The organism is Pseudarthrobacter sp. TE3704, assembly GCF_056279405.1.
In genome coordinates, this window is sequence record NZ_JBWCCJ010000003.1 from 323357 (window position 1) to 337309 (window position 13953).

Genomic DNA, 13953 nt, shown 5'->3' on the forward strand with positions numbered 1-13953 from the left:
ACATTTGCCGGTCGCGGCGATGGACAATGGTCCTAGCTGGCTGCCGGTGCAGCTACAGACCCAGCGGAACTGGGAATATCCCCATGCCGGATTTCCTGGTACACCCGCGTGCGGAGATCCGCGAATTCGCGCGTTGCCTTGGTCGTGATCTGGTCACGTTGCTCCCCCAGGTGCGTTTCGATGAGGTCAACAACCTGGGTGGGCTTCTTGCCCAGGACCAATACGCGGTCTGCGAGGTAGACGGCTTCATCGATGTCATGGGTGACGAGCACAATAGTGATCCCAAGGTGGTTCTTCAGCTTCAGGGTCAGGTCCTCGAGGTCCCCTCGGGTCTGGGCATCCACGGAGGCGAACGGCTCATCCATGAGCACGATCGCGGGCGCGTAGGCCAGTGCACGGGCGATGGCAACACGCTGCTGCATGCCGCCGGAGAGCTGCCACGGGTACTTGTCCACATGATCCTTGAGTCCGACCTCCACAAGCGCTTCCATTGCCTTGTCCTTACGCTTGGCCTTGTCCTTTACGGCTGAGCGCAGCGGAAGCATGACGTTGTCAATGACCGACAGCCATGGCATCAGTGACCGCGAGTAGTCCTGAAAGACGATCGCCATCTCTGCGGGCGGTTCCGTGATCTCCCGGCCCCGAAGTAAGACCTTCCCCTTTGTCGGGTTGGTAAGTCCGGACAGGCACTGCAGGAGGGTCGTCTTTCCGGCGCCGGAGGGCCCGACGATACACATGAACTCACCTGCACGGACCGCAACGTTGATGTCGCCGAGTACCTGATGATCGCCGAAGCTCTTGCCCAGGTGTTCTACGACGAGCAGTTCGTCCGTTTGCGCAGGGGCGTGGCCCGCGAGGGGGGTTTCAGAGTTGGTCATGTCAGGCTCCTAAGCGTTTTTCTTGTTGTGCCAGTCGAGGACCCGGGCTTCCACCAGTCGGAATCCGAAATTGAGGAGATATCCCAGCACGCCGAGCATCACGATGCCCGACCACATATTCAGTACTTTGAAGGTGCGCTGGGAATCGAGAATGAAATAGCCGATGCCGCCTGGGGAACCGATCATCTCGGTCACCACCATGACTACAGCAGCGATGGCGAGGGCTACCCGTGCACCGGCGAAAATTTGCGGTGCCGCGTTGGGGACGTAAATGAATCGAATCTTGTCCTTGAGCGGGATGCGGTAGCTGCTGGCCATCCTGAGCAGCACGGGCTCTACTGAACGCACGCCGTCGATGGTGTTCAGCAGGATTGGCCACATGGAGGCAAGGGCTATCATGAAGACTTTCATTCCGTCGCCGATGCCGAGGAAGATGATGGCGATCGGCAGCAGCGCAACGCCGGGGGTGGAACGAAGGAACTCCAGGAGCGGCCGGATCGCTTCCTCGAAGCGGGGCAGGAGTCCCAGCAGGATTCCCCCAACGACGCCAACTATTAGGGCCAGTCCGAATCCTGTCAGGATCCGTGACAGGCTCGGAAGCAGGTTCTCGATGATCCCATCGAAGAACCAGAGTTGGTTCACGGTCTCAAGGATTTTGGCCAGCGGTGGGAAGTAGAAGGACTTGCTGCCGGAGGACAAAACGAGCCAGAGGACGATGAGGACGAACGGGAGCCAGATTTCCCAGGCAAGTGACGCGAGGCGTTTCATTCAGAACGCTCCCCTCGAATAATAGGGTGCCACCAGAGCACCCGGCGCTGGAACAGAACCAGGGCCGAGTTAATCGAAAGACCGATCAGGCCTGCGGTGATGGCATAAGCGAAGACCTCCGGGCGTTTAAAGGCCTGTTCCATGTGGGAAAGTTCCAGTCCGAGTCCGGGCGCTCCGCCGATGTATTCTGCGGCGATGGTCATGAGCAGGGCCATCGTTGCCGCGAGCCGCATCCCGGTGGAGACGAGCAGGGTGACGCTCGGTGCCCAGAGAAAACGCAACCGGTCCAGGGTGGAAATGCGAAACACGCGGACAACCCACTTCAGCAGTGGTTCGACCTGTTTGGCCGCGTACATCGACTGGATGAGCAGCGGCCATACCGCGGCCAGGACGATCATGGTGATTTCCATCCTGCTTGTCGCTCCAAAGAGCAGGAGAACCAGGGGCAGCAGGGCGATAGTTGGAATGGTCCGAAAAAAGTCGATGACCCACCGGGTGCTTTGGGTGGCGCGCACGGAAACCCCAATCAGCAGCCCGGCCGGGATCCCGATCAGCGCGCACAGTGCCAATCCAATGGCCCATACCTGCAATGTGGTGCCGATGGCAGTCCAGTATCCACTCGTACCCCAAAGTCCGACCAGCGCCGAGAAAACGGTCACCGGACCGGGGAGGCTGCCACTGTTCACAATCGGGCTCACAGAGAGGAGCTGCCAGATGAGCAGTACCGCGCCGATGGCAACGAGTTTAAGACCGAAGCCAACCCGTCTCCGCCCTGCCGCAGCTGGGTTGCCCTTCCTGGCTTTCATCCGGGCACCGGCCAGGACGGCCGATTTACTGTTCGCCGTCATTTCACTCATTTGGAATCAGCGAGGAGGTCCTCGGCCTTGGGCTTGTCGGTCAGGATTCCGTACTTGACCGCGAGATCGGAGATCTTATCAAGCTGGTCGGGCGTTGTCGCGGAGTCGCCGAAGGTCTGGTAAAAAGCGTTGTTGAGCTGTTCGGGCGTGTACTTGAGCTCCGCCTGGGCGACCTTCGCAGCGAGCTCGCGGTTGCCGTTCACTTTTTTCGCGGCTGCGTAGACGCTGTCGGCGAAGTCCTTCACGGTGTCCGGGTTCTTGGCAATGAATTCCTCGGTCGCCACGTACACGGAGCTCGGAACTCCCTGGTTGCCTGGTGCGTCAGTGTTGTGGATCAACTTGACCTTCCCTGCGGCGATCGAACTGGACATAAGAGGCTCGGCGGGGGTGGAGGCCTCAACCGTACCCTGCATCACGAGGTCGATTGTCTGGGCGGAGGGCACCTCCACAAATTCGATCTTCGAGGAGTCGCCGCCGGCGGCGTCGACGAACGCCCTGATGTTCATCCAGGTCTGCGTCTTGATCGCAGGAACGCCGACTTTTTTACCAACGAGGTCCGTTGGAGAGCTGATGGGGCTATCGGCCTTGGCCACGACACCGGCGGCGGACATTTCGCCGTCTTCTCCGTTGGTCGACTGTTCGCCATTGACGGCGATGATCCTGACCGGCAGGCCCTGGCTACGGGCCTGCATGAAGGTGATGGTATCCATCTGGGCCACCTGGAGCTCACCGCTCAGCAATTGGGGCACCGCATCGTTTGCGGATTTATTGGCTACGGCTGTGACGTTGAGGTCGCTTGCAGTGAAGTCGCCTTCGCTGAGGGCTACGCGGAGGCCCAGCCCGGAAAGGGTCGGCGTCGCTCCGACCTTGAGATCTTTCACCTGATCCGCCGCGGCGGACTGGGAACCGGCTGTTTCACCCCCGCAAGCGCCAAGCATCAGTGCGAGGGCAAGGGTCGCTGCGGCGGCGCTGCTGCGGCTGATTAGGGAGGACGAGTTGGTAATTGCGGGCATTGGGTAACTCCGGTCTCGTGTAAAGCGGAATAGTTTGTGCCGTGCATCACTTATGTAGTGCTTGGTACAGAATGCTACGAAGGGCAGGCGCCCCATGCAACGCGTCTTTCCACATGGCGCAAAGGCCACCCGGTGACGCCTAGGCGCCGAGGGTCTTTTGGAGTTGGCCTGCTGCTCGTTGGAGGGCAGCAGTGGACTGCGCCAGGTTTGTCTGGTGCGTCCTTGCCGACACACTGATGGCGGCCACGGCTACGCCGCGGTGCAGGATGGGCGCGGCCACGCATACTTGCCCCAGAACGGATTCCTCCAGATCGTAGGCCAGTCCCGTCGAACGGACATCGATGAGTTGCTTCTGCAGCAGCCGGGGGTGGATCGGCGAGTAACGGGTGGGCCGCGGAAGCGGGCCCTGCAGGACTTGGGCAACCGTCGCGGCGGGCTGGAATGCGAGCATGGCTTTGCCTAGGCCGGTGCAGGTGGAAGGCGCGCGCCCGCCGATTGCCGTTGGGGCGGGGACGGTGCGAAGCCCCACAATTTTGTCGACGAGGACAATTTCGGAGCCTTCGGGGACGGCAAGCCGGACAGTCATGCCCGTAGCGGCGTAAAGCTCCCCAAGGTAAGGCGATGCCTGCTCCCGCAACCCTTTGGGCCGGCACAGGGCAACCTGGTTTCCGAGTTCGAAGAGCTTGTCTCCCAGGCGGTAGCGCGTGCCTTCTTTGGAAACGAAGCCGCCTTCGACCAAGTAAGCCAGCAGGCGGAAGGCGGTGGAGGTGGGAACCCCGACCCGGCGGCCGATTTCGCTCACGCCCAGGACGGGGCCCCCATCACGGAAGGCGTCCAGCAACTGCAGGGCCTTCAGGACTGAGGCGGTTCCCTGGCCCTCGCTCCTGGCCTCAATTCGGGATGCCTCGTGAACACCGTGCCGGTCTTCAGTCACTGCTGTCATCATTGACTCCACTTCTGTCCGTGGCGGGCCTGCCACTTCCCTGTCAGCTCGAGAATGTTTCGTGAGCCGACTCACTTCTGTAGTGAATGGTACACTGATTGTAACGATCGTTCCACAATGTCGCAATGCCGCCCTTGAACACAGCAGAAGTACGATGGGTGCCAGCCCTTCCGCCTCCGCCCTCCGCGGCCCAGCCCTCCGAGGGGAGACTTTTATGAACACCAGCCGCCGAAATGCCCGCGGGGAAGCCAGCCTGCAGCGCATTTTGGAGTCCACCGTGCAACTGGTCAGCCGTTACGGATACGACAACACCACCATTGCGAGAATTGTCCGTGCCACCGAGCGCCCCGCCAGCTCGATTTACTGGTTTTTCGAGAACAAGGACGAGCTGATTACGGCAGCCTTGGAGAACTCGTATTCGCACGTGGCCCCTGCCCGCCGGCCCTGGGACAAGTTCAACCCTGAACGTCCGCTGCTGGACCAGCTAAGGGAAGAGCTCGAACCCGAACTTCGCGCTTCCGAGTCCGAAGATCCGCTGCGGCTAGGCATCATGCTCGCCTTGGAGGGAAGCGCCGCGAACTCGAAGATCCAGGAGCCCTTCCAGCGCCGCCGGACAGGTGCTCAACGGCGTATCGAAGCCTGGTGGGAGGCGGCGTTCGCCGCGCAAAGTGCGGATGAAGGCTTCGACCGGACCGCCGGCGTCGGATGGATGGGAAGGCTGACAATGGCTTTCCTGGACGGCCACTACATCTCTGACGTCGCTGTGGAGGACCGCGATGCAGCCCAACGCAGCACCATAGTGGCTCACGCACTGGCCGGCGCGTACGAGGTCATGACTCGACGGCCCGAACATCTCGTGCACGAAAGGGACACAGCCACTGCATCCTCGGTTCAGCCTCACACGGCCGAGACCGTACCGGAGGCTCCCAACCTGCTGCATGTAACCCGTGCGTTGGTCGCCGAGCATGGTTATGAAGGCGCCACGATGAGTCGGATTTGTGAAGCGTCCGGTATGAAGCGCAGCTCAATTTACTGGCGCTACAAGGACAAGGACGCTCTGATCACGGCCGCTGTCGCAGAACCCTTCCTGGAACTGCTGGCTCCGCTGCGTGAGCTGCCAAGCACCAGCAATCATTGGCTGGAGGAACTGTCGTCAGCACTGACCAAGGTGATGAGCGGCGCCCAGGAACACCCGGACACCGTCAAAAGTGGATTGCTGCTAAAGCTCCAGCGCTGGGACCCGCCAACTTCGGGTGGGTCCGCGGTGCTGGCGGGTACAGCTTCGGTCGAAAACCAGTTGGCCGTTTGGTTCCAAGAGGTTCTCCCGGCGGCAGAGGCTAAAGATGCCATAAGCGTGCATCTGGCGTGGATAATCGCCCGGCTCTGCGAGGGCCTGATGCTGGGTTCTGCCTTGGGCCACCCCGTGGCATCCAACGCCGTTGCCGGCATCCTGGTTCCCATGCTCTCCAAGGCCCTGGAGCGCTGGCAATCCAAGGTGTGAACGGAGGCGCCTACCGGCAGGAGCAGGCGTCATTCACTGCCCCTGCCGGTCTCAGTAGCTGCTGACTGCGCCTGTCGTTCTAGGGCCTGTGGCGCGGAACTGGCCCAGCAGGTCATCGGCCGCCCGGATCAACAGGGAGGAATCGACGCCGACACCGGCAAAAGTGATCCCGCTACTTAGCCAATCGTGGGCTGCAGCGACATCGGTGAGCATGATGCCACTCGGGGTTCCGGCACGCCGGGCAGTCTCAATGCCCTGCCGAATGGTGCGGGTTACCTCAGCGTGGGTGCGCTGGTCCCGGTACCCCAAGTCCGCGGCGAGATCTGCTGGTCCAAAAAGCACGCCGTCGACACCCTCTGTGGCCGCGATCTTGTCGAGGTTTGCAATTGCTTGGCCGGTCTCGATCTGGACCACCAGACAGATGTCGTCGTCGGCAGCCTGCACATAATCAGTCAGCCGGCCCCATCGTGAGGAGCGGCCGAGTCCGCTGCCCATGCCCCGTACACCGCGCGGCGGATAGCGTACAGCCCGCACCAGTTCGGCTGCCTGTTCAGCGGTGTTAACCATCGGAATCAGCAGGTTCTGCACCCCGATTTCCAAGTACTGCTTAATCAAAGCCATGTCGCCCTGAGGCAACCGGACCACCGCCTGAGACAGATCGTTTGCGCGGTCCCCCAGCAGCGATCCGGCGGCGGCTATGCCTTGCAGCTGCGCCAGTACCGAACGCAAGTCATTGGGGCCGTGCTCGGCGTCAAGAAGCAGCCAGTCGTACCCGCACCCGGCGAGTATTTCTGCAGCGTAGCCGTCAGCCAAGACGGACCAGAGGCCGATCTGGGTGTCGCCGGCTGCCATTCTCTCTTTGAAGCGATTAGGCGGTGTTTTCCTGGTGATTGACATCTGACTCCCTGGCTACAGCAATTGGAAGGACACTGTTCCGAGCGGGCCGTAGTCGGCTTGGATCACGTCCCCTGCCGTCAGGGGCACTGGCCTCGTGAACGACCCTGCCAGAACTACCTCCCCCGCTTCGAGCCGCTCACCAAAACCATTCAGTCGACGCGCAAGCCACGCCACACCGTTGGCCGGGTGGCCCAGGACTGCCGCAGCGACACCTGATTCCTCAACGACACCGTTGAGGTGCAGCAGCGCACTCACCCACCGCAGGTCCACCTGATCAGGCCGAACCGGCGTGCCTCCCAGGACGATCCCGGCGTTGGCAGCGTTGTCGGAGATCGTGTCGAAGACCTTCCTGGGCGCCCCTGTCTCACGGTCAAGTTGTTCGATACGGGCATCGATAATCTCCAGGGCGGGAGTCACCCGGTCGCTGGCGTTGAAAACGTCGTTGATGGATACGTGCGGGCCCTCAAGCGGACGTTTCAGGAGAAAGGCCAGCTCCACCTCGACGCGCGGTCGGATAAACCGTGCTGCGGGAATGATCTGCCCTGATTCGTAGACCATCTCGTCAAAAAGCGTCCCGAAATCAGGTTCATTGATCTGACTGCTGACCTGCATCGCACGAGACGTCAGTCCGATCTTGTGCCCTACTATTCGTTGGCCCTCGTCCTGTTTGAGCTGAGCCCATGCACGCGAAACGGCGTAACCGTCTTCAATACTCATATGCGGGAACCGACCTGAGAAATGCCGGACCTGCTCCCTGCTTTGCTCTGCCTCATGCAGCTCTTTCGCCAAGAGGCTGGATGTCTGCTGGTCAAGGGCCATTACCTGGCTCCTTCTGTCTGTAAGACACCCAAAAATTCCTGCGCAACCCGGTTGAAACGCTCGGGCTGTTCAAACTGGGCCCAGTGATCGCAGCCGGTCATCTCTACGACCGCGCTGTTCGGGATCAGCTTTCCGAGCAACCTGGCGTTTTCCAGGAACATGTTGGGAGAGTCCACCGCGGCGATAATCATCGTCGGCTGTTCCAGCCGGCTCCATTCGTCCGCGGACAGGTGTTGTCCGCCTTGGGTGAAAGCAAGCAGGTGCCCCATTGCCCGGGCCATCTCTGGCTGTTCGTAGATGCGCAGTCGGACACCCACCAAGTCATCAATCAGATCGTCCGGGTTCAGCATCAGCCGGCCCATGGCGGCGGTTACTGATTCCCAGGACGGTGTCTGCGCGGCGTTCTGCCTTCGGCGCCTCACATCCACACCGAAATCTTTTTCCTCATCCGGGTCGACAACCACCCCCGCAGGGGCCACCATAACCAGCCGGGTGACGCGTTCGGAATGATCCAAAGCCAGTCGCCCTGCGACCCAGGAACCGAGGGAAACACCGATCACTGCCGACTCCCGGATTTCCAATGCATCCATAACGGCCACGGCATGGTCTGCATAGTCCTGAATCAGGTAGGGACGGTCAGGTTTATCGGTGTAGCCGCACCCGAGCATGTCGATGCCGATGACGCGATGGCTTTCAGCGAGTGCGCCATAGTTCGCACAAAAGTTCTCAAGACTCCCTGCCGTTCCGTGAAGCAAGAGAACCGCTGGGCCCTGAGGATTCCCTGCTTCAAGGTAACGCGTGCGGACCCCGCCGGCGTCGATCCAGCCCAGCGTATGCGGAACAGTGTTGAGGTATGTCCATACGCTGCGATAGCGGTCTGTGCTCGCCTCACCGGTCATGGTGGATCCCTTTCTGTCAATGCTGTGGCGAAGAACGTCGCCACAGACGTCGCCTCTCGGCTGTGTGCGTGGGGACCAACACTAGGGGCGCCAGGGGAAGCGGGGAATTGTTTTATGCCGCATTATGGAATGACCGGTACATTGGCCTGCCTGCCCTGACGGCCGGGACTCATCTCGCGCGTAGACGGCAGCTGAAAAGGAATGTTTTGTTCGTTCCGCTATCTGGAAGACAGCCCTCGCTACCGTGCACAGCCTCGGCATATGCTCCCGGTAACACCCCGTCCTTGCAGCAAGGAGAATTTAGATGCCCACCACAACGCAAGCTGATACCACGAGAGTCCCTGACTTTTTTGAACCCCGTTCTGAGGACTGGAGCGACTATCGACGCCGGGCCATTGACGAGGGGGAGAAGTACCTAGCCGCGGTGGATGGCATCATCGATACCGTACGCGCCGGCCGCCACCTTTCCGAAGAGGAAGGCCGCGTACCGGACGCCACCGTGGAAGCGATGATCAGCACGGGACTCTTCCGTGCCTTCACACCCATGCAGTACGGCGGCCTCGAAATGGCCCCGGCTCAATTCTTCGAAGGCATCATGCGAATCGCGGAGGCGGACAGCGCTGCCGCCTGGATTGCCGGACAGCTGAACGTCCACTCCTTCGAGATCGCCCTGATGGGTAAAAGGATGCAGGATGAGTTTTGGGGCGAAAGCCCGGACACTCGCGCATCAAGCTCCTACGCCCCTGTCGGTAAATACGCCGCCGTTGAAAACGGCTATCGGCTCAACGGCACCTGGACCTTCTCCAGCGGTGTTGATCATGCCCAGTGGGTCATCCTCGGCGGCGGCGACCGCACCTTCGTGGTTCCGCTCAGTGACGTTGCCATCGATCACGAAAGCTGGGATGTTCAGGGGCTGAAGGGAACCGGCAGCAAATCCGTGACCCTGAAGGATGTCTTCGTTCCCGATTACCGGACCCACCTCCTGGTCGACACGTACAACGACGCCAATCCAGGCTGGGAAGTCAACAACCGCCCGTTGTACTGGGTTTCCTTCTTGGGACTCTTCAACTCCACACCGGCCAACACAGCCATCGGAACGGCGACTGGAGGCATCGAGACCTTTATCGAACAGTCCCGGGTCCGGCTCACCCGCCAGGGCACCGGTGCGCCAGCGGCACAAAACCCGTTCCTGCACCTGAAGGTCGCCGAAGCCCGTACACGGGTCCGCACAGTCAAAGACCGGCACCTGAAGAACTGGCGTGAACTCTTCGATACCGCCTGCCAAGGGCAGGAAGCCAGCCCGCTCGAACGCATGCGCGTCCGGTTTGAGGCCGCTGATTCGATCGCCGCCAGTTTCGAGTCTTTCACTGAAATTTGGCCGATTGCAGGAGCGGCGGCATCCTCAAACGCCAACCCGCTTCAGCAGACCATGCGGGACCTCATGGCAGCGCGAAACCACGGCTCGGCAGGCAAGGAACTCGCAGCCGGACAGTACGTCAAGGAGCTGTTCGGCCTTCCGCCCGCACCGTTCTCTGACTTCGGCACGCTCAGCTACTACAAGTAAGGTCCCGGGCTAACGTTAGCCCGCTTCCGCACCCGTGAAAGGACCATCAAGATGAACGAAGCAACTGACCTGTTGCACTCCCCCGGACCTGTCGAGGAGGGCAACCCCGCCGACGACTTTCGCGCCTTCCGGCGCGCCCTGGGCCAATTTGCAACCGGGGTCACCGTAATTGCCACCAGCGCCGGTGATGAGCTGGTGGGCATGGCTGCCAACTCGTTCTCCACAGTCTCGCTGGACCCGCCGCTGGTGCTGTGGTCCATCCGAAAAGAGTCCAAGAGCGTCCCCGCCTTCCTCAACAACGGCCACTTCAGCATCAACGTCCTCGGTGAAGACCAAATGGAGCTGTCTGCATTGTTTGGCCGCCCGCAGCCGGACCAGTTCGGCCAGGCGAAGTGGAGCGCCGGAACCCACGGCGACCCGTTACTCGAAGGTGCCATCGCACACTTTGAATGTGTCCGGGAGGCGGTCGTCGACGGCGGCGACCACCACATCCTGATCGGCCGGGTGGAACGCTACGCCCGGTTCGAAGGCGCGCCGCTGTTATTCGCCCAAGGACAGTATGGGGTTCCGGTTGCCCACCCCGATGCGACACCGGCACCAACCCCGCAGCCCCCCACCGACACCCGGGAAGCGGAAGAGTCACTTTTCCTGTCGCTGTTAAAGGCCGCAGACAACCACATGTCCGCGCTGTTCCAGGAGCAGCGGCAGCACGTGGGCGTCACTGTCGCCAGCGGCCGGATACTCAACCGGCTCTTCGAAGGACCGTGCGCCCCCGATGTGCTGGAACTGGAGACATTCCTTGGCGAAAGCGCTGTTGACGACGCCCTGACGGAGCTTTCGCAGAAGGGTCGTGCCGAGAGGCTCGCGGATGGAACATGGTCACTCACGGATGAGGGCCGGGAAGTACGGGCAGCGCTTAGGCGCAGCGCAGAACACTTCACCCACGAGCAGCTTCGCGGCATCCCAACGCAAGATCTCGCAACAGCTGAACGCGTCCTCGGCACACTCCTCCAACGCGCGGGCGGTGACCAATGAGCTCTTCGCCGACCCTAACGCGCCCACCAGAGGGAGGATCCCATATGGCATCCATCATCGACCAACTGGTCACACACGTTCTCGACACACCCTTCGTAGCTTTCAGCGAGGACACGGTCTTCGCTGCTAAAAAGCGCCTGATCGATGCCTTGGGCTGCACCATCTCGGGAGCCGGTGCTTCCGGAAATGATGCCATGCTCAATATCTTCAACGAATGGGGAGGAGCCCCCCAGGCGACGGTCCTGGGGTCCGGCACCAAACTGCCACTTCCCCACGCGGCGATGGTGAACTCGTTGCAAACCCGCTCCTTCGACTTCGAAGTATGCGGACCGGAACCTGAGGGCATCAACAAGGGCAAGATGGTGGGCCATGTCGCCAGCACCACCGAGCCTCTCGCCCTGAACGTGGGCGAATACGTCCACGCTACGGGCAAGGAAATGCTCGCAGCCGTGATCCTCGGAGGAGACGTCGCGGCACGCATCTCCGTCTCCAACACGTTCAACTTCGACGCCGACTTCGAGGTCTGCGGAACCTCCAACGCCTTCGGAGCCACCGCCGTAGCCGGTCGTCTCATGGGCTTGAACCACGAGCAGCTCCGGAACGCTTTTGGCATTGCAATCAACCTCATGGCCGGCTCCTACCAAGGCATCTGGGACGGTGTGCATTCCTTCAAGCTTCCCGGTGCTGCTGCCGCCTACAACGGCATCCTGAGCTGCCAGCTGTCGTTGGGCGGCTTCTCAGGAGTGCGTGACGCGCTGGAAAGCCGGTTGGGCTACTTCAACCTTTACTGCGCGGATCCGCACCCCGATGTCATGCTGGCAGACCTGGGATCCATCTTCTACGTCAAGGGGCAACACAAACTGCACCCCTCGTGCTACGGGAACCATAATCCCATCGAATGCGCTCTGCTGCTCCGCGAGGAGCATGGTTTCGCCGCCGATGACGTCGCGGAAGTCTTCCTCGACGTGCCTCCCAACCGCCTCGACCACTTCCTGAATCAGGTGGCTACCGCCGACGACATGCAGCCGAAGTTCCTGTTCACCATCCCTTACGCCGTGGCCAACGCGTTATACCGGGGCAGGCCGGAGCTTGAACACTACACAGAGGACATGATCCATGACCCCGCCGTGCTGGACCTCACGGCGCGGGTCAAGCTCAGGGGCGGACTTCCCCTTGGTAAGAACCATGCCATCCGAATGACCATCCACTTGAAGGATGGGCGCGTCGTGGAGACCTACCGCGAGGATCCGGCCGGCTGGCTCGATACGCCCGCACCTTATGACGCCATCGTGGACAAGTACTGGCGCAACGTCCGGTTCTCCGGACTCGTCAGCGAAAACAGCGCCAAGCACGGACTCCATCTGATTGAAAACCTCGAGCAGGTCACGGACGTGACCGAACTCGCAGCCCAGCTGACTCGCTGAGCAGCATCCCACCGGAAAGTAAAGGAACAAAAACGATGACGGAAACCACCACCACTGCGGCCGCTCAGAAAACTGAGTTCAACCCCCGCCTCGCCCACCTCGGCATTTTCTGCAAGGACTTGGATGCCATGGTCGAGTTCTACTGCCGGGAATTCGGCATGATTATCAGCGACTCCGGCCTGGGCAAATCCGGCAAGGCCGGAATCCGGCGGCGCGGCGCCTTCCTGACAGGCGACCCTTCCGAGCACCACCAGCTGGCGCTCATCGAGGGACGGGACAAAGACACCCCACCGACCACCGCACAGATCTCGTTCCTGGTCCCGACGCTGAGCGAGCTGCGGGCATTCTGGCGGCATGTTCAAAAGACAGGCATCCCTGTGCAGGTCGTGAAAAACCACGGCAATGCATGGAGCATCTACATCGATGACCCGGACGGGAACATGATCGAGGTCTACACCCACTCCGACTACTACACCCAGCAGCCGCTTGGTGAGCCGCTGAACCTGGAAGACAGCGAGGAGGAGATCCTGCGCCAGACGGTGGAACTCGTGAAGCAGGATCCTGAAGCCCGGCCCCGTACCGAGTGGATGGCCGAGCAGGCCGAAAAGCTCAAGGCAGCAAGGGTAGCCCTAGCCTCCTAAGCTTTGCCGCGCCGGAGGATCAAGGCGCTGTGTCATCCCGGGGGCAGGTTGTGCCCCCGGGATGACACGTTTTTGTCCAGGCAGCGTTCGTCGTTGCCACCCACGAAAATGGCCCACCGTCTACCAACCCAATGGAGGAGCACACGTGGCCCGCATTAGTTATTTTGATCCTGAGAGTGCCTCTCCCCAAATCGTCAGGGCTCTCGACGGGAAGAAGAAGATCAACATCTTCAGGATGATCGCGAATTCGGACGGCGCCGGTGCCGAGGTCCTGGCTTTGGGGCAAAAACTTAGTCACGGATCCTCGCTTGACCACGTTGACCGGGAAATCGTGATTCTCCGCGTTGGTCACCTTTCTGCTGCCTCCTACGAGATTAAGCAGCATACGGCGGTAGCACGGCGGGTTGGACTCTCCGACGACAAGATCACGGCTATCGGTGAGTACCCGGATACCAGCTTCGAGTTTAACGATGCAGAACAGGACCTGATCGCCTTCACGGACGCCGTGGTCGAAGAAACCACTCCCCCGGAAGACATCTTCCGCCGCGTCCAAGGAAGGTATAACAAGAGCCAGATCGTCGAACTGGTTCTGCTCATAGGCTTCTACATGATGGTCAGCCGCGTCATGAACACCTTCGAGATCGATCTCGAGACTGGGCCGACGGACACCTTCAAGGCCCAGCTTAAGTAGTGCGGCTTTCCCTCAATAACCGT

14 protein-coding genes are annotated in these 13953 nt (G+C 61.0%); 6 read left to right on the forward strand and 8 right to left on the reverse strand.

Annotated features, from left to right (window positions below):
- Positions 1-32 precede the first annotated feature (32 nt).
- The 5 genes from ACZ9BC_RS09225 to ACZ9BC_RS09245 form a co-directional block, all read right to left on the reverse strand.
- Complete coding sequence (locus ACZ9BC_RS09225) at positions 33-878, reverse strand: ABC transporter ATP-binding protein (protein ID WP_476245664.1); 846 nt, start codon at positions 876-878, stop codon at positions 33-35.
- Positions 879-887: 9 nt separating this feature from the next.
- Positions 888-1646 (reverse strand): ABC transporter permease, encoded by a 759-nt coding sequence (locus ACZ9BC_RS09230; protein WP_430227422.1) that lies wholly within the window; start codon positions 1644-1646, stop codon positions 888-890.
- A complete protein-coding gene (locus tag ACZ9BC_RS09235; protein WP_476245665.1) occupies positions 1643-2494 on the reverse strand; it encodes an ABC transporter permease in 852 nt (283 codons plus the stop codon). Before ACZ9BC_RS09235 ends, ACZ9BC_RS09230 begins: the two co-directional genes overlap by 4 nt.
- Before the next feature lie 5 nt (positions 2495-2499).
- A complete protein-coding gene (locus ACZ9BC_RS09240) occupies positions 2500-3516 on the reverse strand; it encodes an ABC transporter substrate-binding protein (protein ID WP_476245666.1) in 1017 nt (338 codons plus the stop codon).
- 139 nt (positions 3517-3655) lie between these two features.
- Positions 3656-4459: an IclR family transcriptional regulator gene (locus tag ACZ9BC_RS09245; protein ID WP_476245667.1), complete on the reverse strand. Its 804-nt coding sequence runs from the start codon at positions 4457-4459 to the stop codon at positions 3656-3658.
- 214 nt (positions 4460-4673) lie between these two features.
- Between ACZ9BC_RS09245 and ACZ9BC_RS09250 the strand changes: the two genes are divergently transcribed.
- Positions 4674-5960 (forward strand): TetR/AcrR family transcriptional regulator, encoded by a 1287-nt coding sequence (locus ACZ9BC_RS09250; protein WP_476245668.1) that lies wholly within the window; start codon positions 4674-4676, stop codon positions 5958-5960.
- 51 nt (positions 5961-6011) lie between these two features.
- On the opposite strand, the gene ACZ9BC_RS09255 is transcribed toward ACZ9BC_RS09250, so the two are convergent.
- Genes ACZ9BC_RS09255 through ACZ9BC_RS09265 form a run of 3 tightly spaced genes read right to left on the reverse strand, consistent with a single transcriptional unit; the run spans position 6012 to position 8575 of the window.
- Positions 6012-6857, reverse strand: a complete 846-nt coding sequence (locus ACZ9BC_RS09255; RefSeq protein WP_476245669.1) for an HpcH/HpaI aldolase family protein — start codon at positions 6855-6857, stop codon at positions 6012-6014.
- Positions 6858-6869: 12 nt separating this feature from the next.
- Positions 6870-7676 carry a 2-oxo-hept-4-ene-1,7-dioate hydratase gene (gene hpaH, locus ACZ9BC_RS09260; protein ID WP_476245670.1) on the reverse strand — a complete coding sequence of 269 codons (807 nt, stop codon included), beginning with the start codon at positions 7674-7676 and terminating at the stop codon, positions 6870-6872.
- Positions 7676-8575, reverse strand: a complete 900-nt coding sequence (locus ACZ9BC_RS09265) for an alpha/beta fold hydrolase (RefSeq protein WP_476245671.1) — start codon at positions 8573-8575, stop codon at positions 7676-7678. The genes hpaH and ACZ9BC_RS09265 overlap by 1 nt, the downstream gene beginning before the upstream one ends.
- A gap of 304 nt (positions 8576-8879) precedes the next feature.
- On the opposite strand from ACZ9BC_RS09265, the gene ACZ9BC_RS09270 reads away from it, so the two are divergent.
- From ACZ9BC_RS09270 to ACZ9BC_RS09290, 5 genes are all read left to right on the forward strand, one after another.
- Positions 8880-10139 carry an acyl-CoA dehydrogenase family protein gene (locus tag ACZ9BC_RS09270; RefSeq protein ID WP_476245672.1) on the forward strand — a complete coding sequence of 420 codons (1260 nt, stop codon included), beginning with the start codon at positions 8880-8882 and terminating at the stop codon, positions 10137-10139.
- Positions 10140-10190: 51 nt separating this feature from the next.
- Positions 10191-11174, forward strand: a complete 984-nt coding sequence (locus tag ACZ9BC_RS09275) for a flavin reductase (protein ID WP_476245673.1) — start codon at positions 10191-10193, stop codon at positions 11172-11174.
- A gap of 44 nt (positions 11175-11218) precedes the next feature.
- A complete protein-coding gene (locus ACZ9BC_RS09280; RefSeq protein WP_476245674.1) occupies positions 11219-12598 on the forward strand; it encodes an MmgE/PrpD family protein in 1380 nt (459 codons plus the stop codon).
- 35 nt (positions 12599-12633) lie between these two features.
- A complete protein-coding gene (locus ACZ9BC_RS09285; protein WP_476245675.1) occupies positions 12634-13239 on the forward strand; it encodes a VOC family protein in 606 nt (201 codons plus the stop codon).
- A gap of 145 nt (positions 13240-13384) precedes the next feature.
- Positions 13385-13930, forward strand: a complete 546-nt coding sequence (locus ACZ9BC_RS09290; RefSeq protein WP_476245676.1) for a carboxymuconolactone decarboxylase family protein — start codon at positions 13385-13387, stop codon at positions 13928-13930.
- Positions 13931-13953 lie beyond the last annotated feature (23 nt).

Excerpts from the sequence above, each read along its gene's own strand:
- ACZ9BC_RS09225 (WP_476245664.1), bottom strand. The coding sequence starts at position 878 with ATGACCAACTCTGAAACCCCCCTCGCGGGCCACGCCCCTGCGCAAACG.
- ACZ9BC_RS09230 (WP_430227422.1), bottom strand. The coding sequence starts at position 1,646 with ATGAAACGCCTCGCGTCACTTGCCTGGGAAATCTGGCTCCCGTTCGTC.
- ACZ9BC_RS09235 (WP_476245665.1), bottom strand. The coding sequence starts at position 2,494 with ATGACGGCGAACAGTAAATCGGCCGTCCTGGCCGGTGCCCGGATGAAA.
- ACZ9BC_RS09240 (WP_476245666.1), bottom strand. The coding sequence starts at position 3,516 with ATGCCCGCAATTACCAACTCGTCCTCCCTAATCAGCCGCAGCAGCGCC.
- ACZ9BC_RS09245 (WP_476245667.1), bottom strand. The coding sequence starts at position 4,459 with ATGACAGCAGTGACTGAAGACCGGCACGGTGTTCACGAGGCATCCCGA.
- ACZ9BC_RS09250 (WP_476245668.1), top strand. The coding sequence starts at position 4,674 with ATGAACACCAGCCGCCGAAATGCCCGCGGGGAAGCCAGCCTGCAGCGC.
- ACZ9BC_RS09255 (WP_476245669.1), bottom strand. The coding sequence starts at position 6,857 with ATGTCAATCACCAGGAAAACACCGCCTAATCGCTTCAAAGAGAGAATG.
- hpaH (WP_476245670.1), bottom strand. The coding sequence starts at position 7,676 with ATGGCCCTTGACCAGCAGACATCCAGCCTCTTGGCGAAAGAGCTGCAT.
- ACZ9BC_RS09265 (WP_476245671.1), bottom strand. The coding sequence starts at position 8,575 with ATGACCGGTGAGGCGAGCACAGACCGCTATCGCAGCGTATGGACATAC.
- ACZ9BC_RS09270 (WP_476245672.1), top strand. The coding sequence starts at position 8,880 with ATGCCCACCACAACGCAAGCTGATACCACGAGAGTCCCTGACTTTTTT.
- ACZ9BC_RS09275 (WP_476245673.1), top strand. The coding sequence starts at position 10,191 with ATGAACGAAGCAACTGACCTGTTGCACTCCCCCGGACCTGTCGAGGAG.
- ACZ9BC_RS09280 (WP_476245674.1), top strand. The coding sequence starts at position 11,219 with ATGGCATCCATCATCGACCAACTGGTCACACACGTTCTCGACACACCC.
- ACZ9BC_RS09285 (WP_476245675.1), top strand. The coding sequence starts at position 12,634 with ATGACGGAAACCACCACCACTGCGGCCGCTCAGAAAACTGAGTTCAAC.